The sequence below is a fragment of the Ruegeria sp. CJ9 genome (assembly GCF_056536625.1).
Genome location: NZ_JBQFPY010000023.1, coordinates 1 through 6,035 on the forward strand (window position 1 = coordinate 1; position 6,035 = coordinate 6,035).

5 protein-coding genes are annotated in these 6,035 nt (G+C 62.4%); 4 read left to right on the forward strand and 1 reads right to left on the reverse strand.

All coding sequences use genetic code 11. The annotated features are described in order from the left end of the window. Nucleotides 1-180: 180 nt before the first annotated feature. The 4 genes from ACR0AJ_RS20970 to ACR0AJ_RS20985 all read left to right on the forward strand — a co-directional run bounded on the left by ACR0AJ_RS20970 (nt 181) and on the right by ACR0AJ_RS20985 (nt 5,594). Nucleotides 181-2,211: a YjbH domain-containing protein gene (locus ACR0AJ_RS20970; protein WP_480741853.1), complete on the forward strand. Its 2,031-nt coding sequence runs from the start codon at nt 181-183 to the stop codon at nt 2,209-2,211. Beyond that, complete coding sequence (locus ACR0AJ_RS20975) at nt 2,208-2,861, forward strand: YjbF family lipoprotein (protein ID WP_170362942.1); 654 nt, start codon at nt 2,208-2,210, stop codon at nt 2,859-2,861. Before ACR0AJ_RS20970 ends, ACR0AJ_RS20975 begins: the two co-directional genes overlap by 4 nt. Further along, nucleotides 2,851-4,266, forward strand: coding sequence for a polysaccharide biosynthesis/export family protein (locus ACR0AJ_RS20980; protein ID WP_480741851.1), 1,416 nt, complete (start codon nt 2,851-2,853; stop codon nt 4,264-4,266). Before ACR0AJ_RS20975 ends, ACR0AJ_RS20980 begins: the two co-directional genes overlap by 11 nt. Nucleotides 4,267-4,427: 161 nt before the next feature. After that, nucleotides 4,428-5,594, forward strand: coding sequence for a nucleotide sugar dehydrogenase (locus ACR0AJ_RS20985; protein WP_170379929.1), 1,167 nt, complete (start codon nt 4,428-4,430; stop codon nt 5,592-5,594). Nucleotides 5,595-5,679: 85 nt separating this feature from the next. On the opposite strand, the gene ACR0AJ_RS20990 is transcribed toward ACR0AJ_RS20985, so the two are convergent. Then, on the reverse strand, nt 5,680-5,949 hold the full coding sequence (locus ACR0AJ_RS20990) for a spike base protein, RCAP_Rcc01079 family (RefSeq protein ID WP_226689899.1): 270 nt from the start codon (nt 5,947-5,949) through the stop codon (nt 5,680-5,682). Nucleotides 5,950-6,035: the final 86 nt, after the last annotated feature.

Genomic DNA, 6,035 nt, shown 5'->3' on the forward strand with positions numbered 1-6,035 from the left:
TTGCAGAATTGCCACAAGGTGTTTTGTGGATATTTTTTTTGGCGGATTGTTTCGGGACGTTTGTTTTGAAAGTTGTTAGTGAGGCGCCGATCGAAAAAGCGATAGATTGACGTGAAGATTCGAGCGGTTTCTGTGAGGTTGAAAGGCCTGTTGGCGTTGGTATGTGCGGGTGCGGCGGGCATGGGTCAGGCGCAGTCTGTTTCGACCTATGGCACACCCGGCCTGCTTGAGATTCCGACCGCCGAGATGTTCGATGACGGGGCGCTGGTGTTCACCGCTGCGGGGTTGCGCAATAGCGGGCGGGGGACGATGACGTTCCAGATGCTGCCCTGGGTGCATGGCAGCTTCCGTTATGCGGTGATCGACAGGCTGGATGGGCCCGACACCACCCGGTATGACCGCAGCTTTGACATCCATTTCCGGTTGCGCGAGGAAAGCCGGCACAGCCCGGCCATCGTGATGGGGCTGCGCGATTTTGGCGGTACCGGCGTCTATGCCGCCGAGTATTTTGTGGCCACCAAGACCTTTCAGGACCGGCTCAAGCTGACCGGTGGCATCGGCTGGGGCCGCATAGCGGGGCGGGGCGCGTTTTCGAACCCGCTGGGTGTGTTTGGCAGCCGGTTCGACACCCGGCCGCCGCCAAATTCAAACGGTCAGGGCGGTGAGCTGGAATTCGGCAACTGGTTCCGTGGCGATGCGGCGCTGTTTGGGGGCGCCAGCTGGCAATATAATGACCGGCTGACCTTTCTGGCCGAGTATTCCCCCGATCTGTACAGCCAGGAAGCGGTCAACGACAGTTTCCGGGTCAGATCCCCGATCAATGTCGGGGTCCAGTACCGGTTCGACAATGGCACGCAGCTGACCACATCTTTTCTTTATGGCTCCACGCTGGGGCTGACGCTGAGCTATTTCGTCGACCCGCGCAAATCGGTGGCGCCGGGCGGACAAGGTGCCGCGCCACCGCCGTTGCAGCCCAGATCGCAGACCGCTGCCGCAACAGCGGACCGCGCGACCGGCGACATCCGGTCCCGGATGCAGGCCGCGCTGGCGCAGGAAGGGTTGCGGCTGGTCTATCTGTCGGAGACCGGCGATACGGTTCAGGTCGGGGTCGAGAACACCACCTATGGTCAGGCCGCCCAGGCGTTGGGGCGCACCGCCCGTGTGATGGCCAATGAAGAACCACCGCAAACCGAGCATTTCGACATCGCGCTGATGTCGAACGGCGTGCCGCTGAGCGCGGTGCGGGTCAATCGCGACGACCTGTATGAGCTGGAACACGACCCCGACAATGCCTGGCGCAGCTTTGCCCGGGCCGAGGTGTCGGACACGCTGCCGCTGGTGCAGGGCGGTATCCTCAGCGATGCTTACCCGCATTTTTCCTATCGGTTCGGGCCGTATCTGAACTTTTCCTTCTTCGACCCCGACGACCCGCTGCGATACGAGGTGGGTGCCGCGCTGGGGCTGGATTACACACTTTCGCCGGGCTTCACCCTGTCGACCGGGCTGCGGCTGCCGATCCTCAGCACGCTGGATGACAGCACCCGGGTCTCGGATTCGCCGCTGCCGCATGTGCGCTCAGACTGGGCGATCTATGCCCGCGAATCCAACCTGCGGATCGAACATATGACCGGCGAGTACCTGTGGCGGCCGGGCACGAACCTTTATGCCCGCACCACGCTGGGCTATCTCGAGACCATGTTCGGCGGGCTGTCGGCGGAACTGCTGTGGTATCCCACCAACAGCCGCCTGGCGTTGGGGGCCGAGGCCAATTATGCGGTGCAACGCGATTTCGACGTGCTGTTCGGCTTTCAGGATTATTCCGTCGCCACCGGGCATGTCTCGGCCTATTACGATCTGCCGGGCGAGTATCACGCGCAGGTCGATGTCGGGCGCTACCTGGCGGGCGATTATGGCGCCACCTTCACGCTGGATCGCGAGTTCAACAACGGCTTCAAGGTTGGTGCCTTCTTTACCCTGACCAATGTCAGCTCGGAAGAGTTCGGCGAAGGCTCGTTCGACAAGGGTATCCGGCTGGAAATCCCGGTCTCATGGCTGACCGGGCGTCCGTCGCGCAACAAGATCGCTCAGACCATCCGTCCCGTTCTGCGCGATGGCGGCGCGCGACTGCATGTGCGCAACCGGCTCTATGGCGTCACCCGCGAGGCCCGCGCGCAGGACCTGTCGCGCGGCTGGGGGAGGTTCTGGCGATGACAGCCCTGCGCCGCCCTGCCCTGTTGGCCCTGCTGGCCCTGATGCTGATCTCCTGCGGCGACGCGCAGGAAGATGTCGATCTGCTGAAGGGGGCGCTGTTTCCCAATGCGCCCCGGTTCCATCCGCGCGCGCAGGCGCTGGCCGCGCGCCGCCCGATCCCGCCGCGGCTTGAAGTCGGCTTTCCCGCCCGCGATCTGGCCGGGGTCATGTTGCTTGAGACCGAGCGCGCCGGGGTACAGACCTGGCTGAGTGCGGATGGCGCCACCATCACGCTGGATCAGGGGTTGCTGACCTCGGCCAAGGGGTTCGGCGGCGGTCTGGCCGGATCGGATGTCAGCCAGAGCGCGGCGCTGATCCTGAGCGGCGGTTCGGGCCGGGCCGAGCGGTTCCACAGCTTTCTCAACGGCAATGACGAGATCGAGCTGCACGCCTATCGCTGCCGGATCACCCCGTTGGGGTCTGACCCGGTGGTGTTGCAGGGCACGCCCGTTGCCGCGCAAAAGCGGCAAGAGGATTGCTATGGGGTGGCCGAGACCTTCAGCAACATTTACTGGGTGCAGGACAGCACCGGCCGCATCGTCCAGTCCTCGCAATGGACCGGCGATTTCCTGGGCAACATGATCATAAAGGTGGTGCCCGATGAGAGTTGAGATTTTGAACAGCAAAGGACAGCGCGTGCGCCATTTCCCCCTTCTTCTCAGTGCGCTGGCCCTGAGCGGCCTGATCGCCGGATGTTCAACCATCTACCGCAGCCCCTCGGTGACCGCAGGCGTGTCGGATGCCGGCAAGGTCCGTGTCGTGCCGGTCACGCCCGAGACCGTGCTGGTGGCCAACCGCTCGCCTTATGCGCCCAAAACCCTGCCTTCGGTGTTTGGTCTGTCGGCCGGATCGGGCTCCTCCACCAGCTTGCGCGGCACCGGCCCCCTGCCCGAAGCGCCCTCGACCCAGGACGGATCACGCGCCGGGCTGCAGCTGGACCCGCCACCGCAAGTGAACCCCGGCCCCTACACCATTGGCATCGGCGACGTGCTGGTGCTGTCCACGCCATCCACCCAAGGCACCGCCGGAGAGCTGTCGGGCCTGCTGGCCGCGCAGAACAGCCGCAACGGCTATACCGTGCAGGATGACGGCTCGATCAACATCCCCGATGTCGGCCGCGTGCGGCTGGTCGGCCTGACCGTGGATGAGGCCGAGGCGCTGCTGTTCCAGCGTCTGGTGGAAAACCAGATCGACCCCACCTTCAGCCTGGAAATTGCCGAGTTCAATTCCCGCCGCGTCTCGGTCGGCGGCGCCGTCGGCCAGCCCGGCATCCAGCCCATCACCCTGACCCAGCTGACCCTGGGCGAGGCGCTGTCGGCCGCCGGGTCGGTCTCGGTCAGCGATATCGACAATTCCTCGGTGCGCATCTACCGCGACGGGCAGATGTATCAGATCCCGCTGGAAGATCTGTATGCGCGCACCGCCTTGCAGAACCTCAAGCTGATCGCTGATGACTCGGTCTTTGTCGATACCGACTATGATCTGGACCGGGCCGAGCGCTTCTTTGCCCAGCAGATCGCCCTGCGCGAGACCGTGCTGGAAGGCCGCCAGACCGCCCTGCAAGAGCTGAACGTGGCCGTCAATCTGCGCCGCGCCGATCTGGATGAGCGCCGCAACAACTTTGTTCAGTCCATCGAACTGGACGCGGTTGATCGCGATTACGTCTACCTGTCCGGCGAGGTCCGCACCCAGGGCCGCTATGCCTTGCCGTTCAACCACGCGGCCACCCTGGCCGATGCGCTGTTCGACACCGGCGGCGGCATCGCCAAGGAAACCGGCGACGCATCGGAGGTTTATGTGCTGCGCGCCGCAACCGACGCCCGCGAGTTCGGCGCCGTCACCGCCTGGCACCTTGATATCCGCAACGCCGCACAGCTGACCCTGGCCGCGCAATTCCAGCTGCGCTCAAACGACATCATTTTCATCGCGGAAAACCCTGTCACAAAATGGGGCCGCACCATCAGCCAGATCACCCCATCCCTTGTCACGACGCCAATCAATGCCGCGGTAAATTAAGACACCCACCCGGGCACCGCCATTGCGCCCAATCAACACAAGCGCGCTGGCCGCCCGGGCCGGTTCATTGCCTTCACGTCTTTCAAAAGCTTATCACACACCAAAAACACGATTATGGTCGCACCGGGCGTGCCGACCCTGGGTACACAAGGAACCAAGATATGAAGATCGCGATTGCCGGGATTGGCTATGTTGGCTTGTCCAACGCCGTGCTGCTGGCGCAAAACCACGACGTTGTTGCCCTGGATGTGTCCGCCGCGCGCGTGGACATGCTCAATCAGCGCGAAAGCCCGATCCAGGATGCCGATATCACCGACTTCCTGACCAACCGAACGCTGAACCTGACCGCCACCACCGATCCCGAAGCCGCGTTTGGCGGGGCGGATTTTGTCGTTGTGGCCACCCCGACCAATTATGATCCGCGCAGCAACTATTTCGACACCAGCTCGGTCGATACGGTGATCGACCAGGTCACCAGAGTGAACCCCGATGCCGTCATCGTGATCAAATCCACCATCCCCGTGGGCTTTGTCACCGATGCCCGCGCGCGGTTTGGCACCGACAATGTGATCTTCTCGCCAGAGTTTCTGCGCGAGGGGCAGGCGCTGCACGACAACCTGCATCCCAGCCGGATCATCGTCGGCGAACGCTCGGACCGGGCCAAGGCCTTTGCCGAGCTGCTGCTGGAAGGAGCAGTCTCAAAAGATGCGCCGGTGTTGTTCACCGACCCCGACGAGGCCGAGGCGATCAAGCTGTTCGCCAATACCTACCTTGCCATGCGCGTGGCCTTTTTCAACGAGCTCGACAGCTACTCCCTGGCCGGCGGCATGGACCCGCGCCAGATCATCGAAGGCGTCAGCCTCGACCCGCGCATCGGCGCGCATTACAACAACCCCTCGTTCGGATATGGCGGCTATTGCCTGCCCAAAGATACCAAACAGCTGTTGGCCAATTACAACCATGTGCCGCAGAACCTGATCCGCGCCATCGTCGATGCCAACCGCACCCGCAAGGATTTCCTCAGCGATCAGATTCTGATGAAAGGGCCCAAAACCGTCGGCATCTACCGGCTGGTGATGAAAGAAGGCAGCGACAATTTCCGCCAAAGCTCGGTTCAGGGCATCATGAAGCGGATCAAGGCCAAGGGCATCCAGGTCATCGTCTATGAACCGGTTTTGAGCGAGGATCATTTCTTCCACTCACCGGTGATCCGCGATCTTGACGCCTTCAAGCAGCAGGCCGACCTGATCCTCGCCAACCGCATCTCGGACGAGATCCGCGATGTCAGCGACAAGGTCTTCACACGCGATCTGTTTGGCGCGGACTGATCCCGACAGAGAGGTTTTGAGAATACAAAAAACCCCGCCGCCGGAAGTCCGGTGGTAGGGCTGTGCGCCGTGAACGGCGGATACCTTACGTCAGCACAAGCGCATGAATGCCCGACGCCGTTGTGCCGGTCGCATGCACACGCGTAACCCCCACCGGCAGGATCGAAAAATCCGTCACCTGAACGGTGCGCGTCTCCCCTCGCACCGTGGTCATCACCACAGCCCCGCCCGCCTCAACATAAAGACCAATCGCCACATCCGACAAATCCGCCACATCCGACGGCGCAACAGGCAAAACATCACGCGCAGGCCCCGAAAGGCTGGAAACGCGATTGATAAAAGGGTTCATGCTCATCAGCCCAACCTCACTCAGTCATCTCAATCAGAAACACCATAAACAAAACACAACTAACACAACCAAAACACACCGAACGGAACGGC

Coding starts and splice junctions, on each gene's coding strand:
- ACR0AJ_RS20975 (WP_170362942.1), top strand. CDS start 2,208: ATGACAGCCCTGCGCCGCCCTGCCCTGTTGGCCCTGCTGGCCCTGATG.
- ACR0AJ_RS20970 (WP_480741853.1), top strand. CDS start 181: ATGGGTCAGGCGCAGTCTGTTTCGACCTATGGCACACCCGGCCTGCTT.
- ACR0AJ_RS20985 (WP_170379929.1), top strand. CDS start 4,428: ATGAAGATCGCGATTGCCGGGATTGGCTATGTTGGCTTGTCCAACGCC.
- ACR0AJ_RS20980 (WP_480741851.1), top strand. CDS start 2,851: ATGAGAGTTGAGATTTTGAACAGCAAAGGACAGCGCGTGCGCCATTTC.
- ACR0AJ_RS20990 (WP_226689899.1), bottom strand. CDS start 5,949: ATGAGCATGAACCCTTTTATCAATCGCGTTTCCAGCCTTTCGGGGCCT.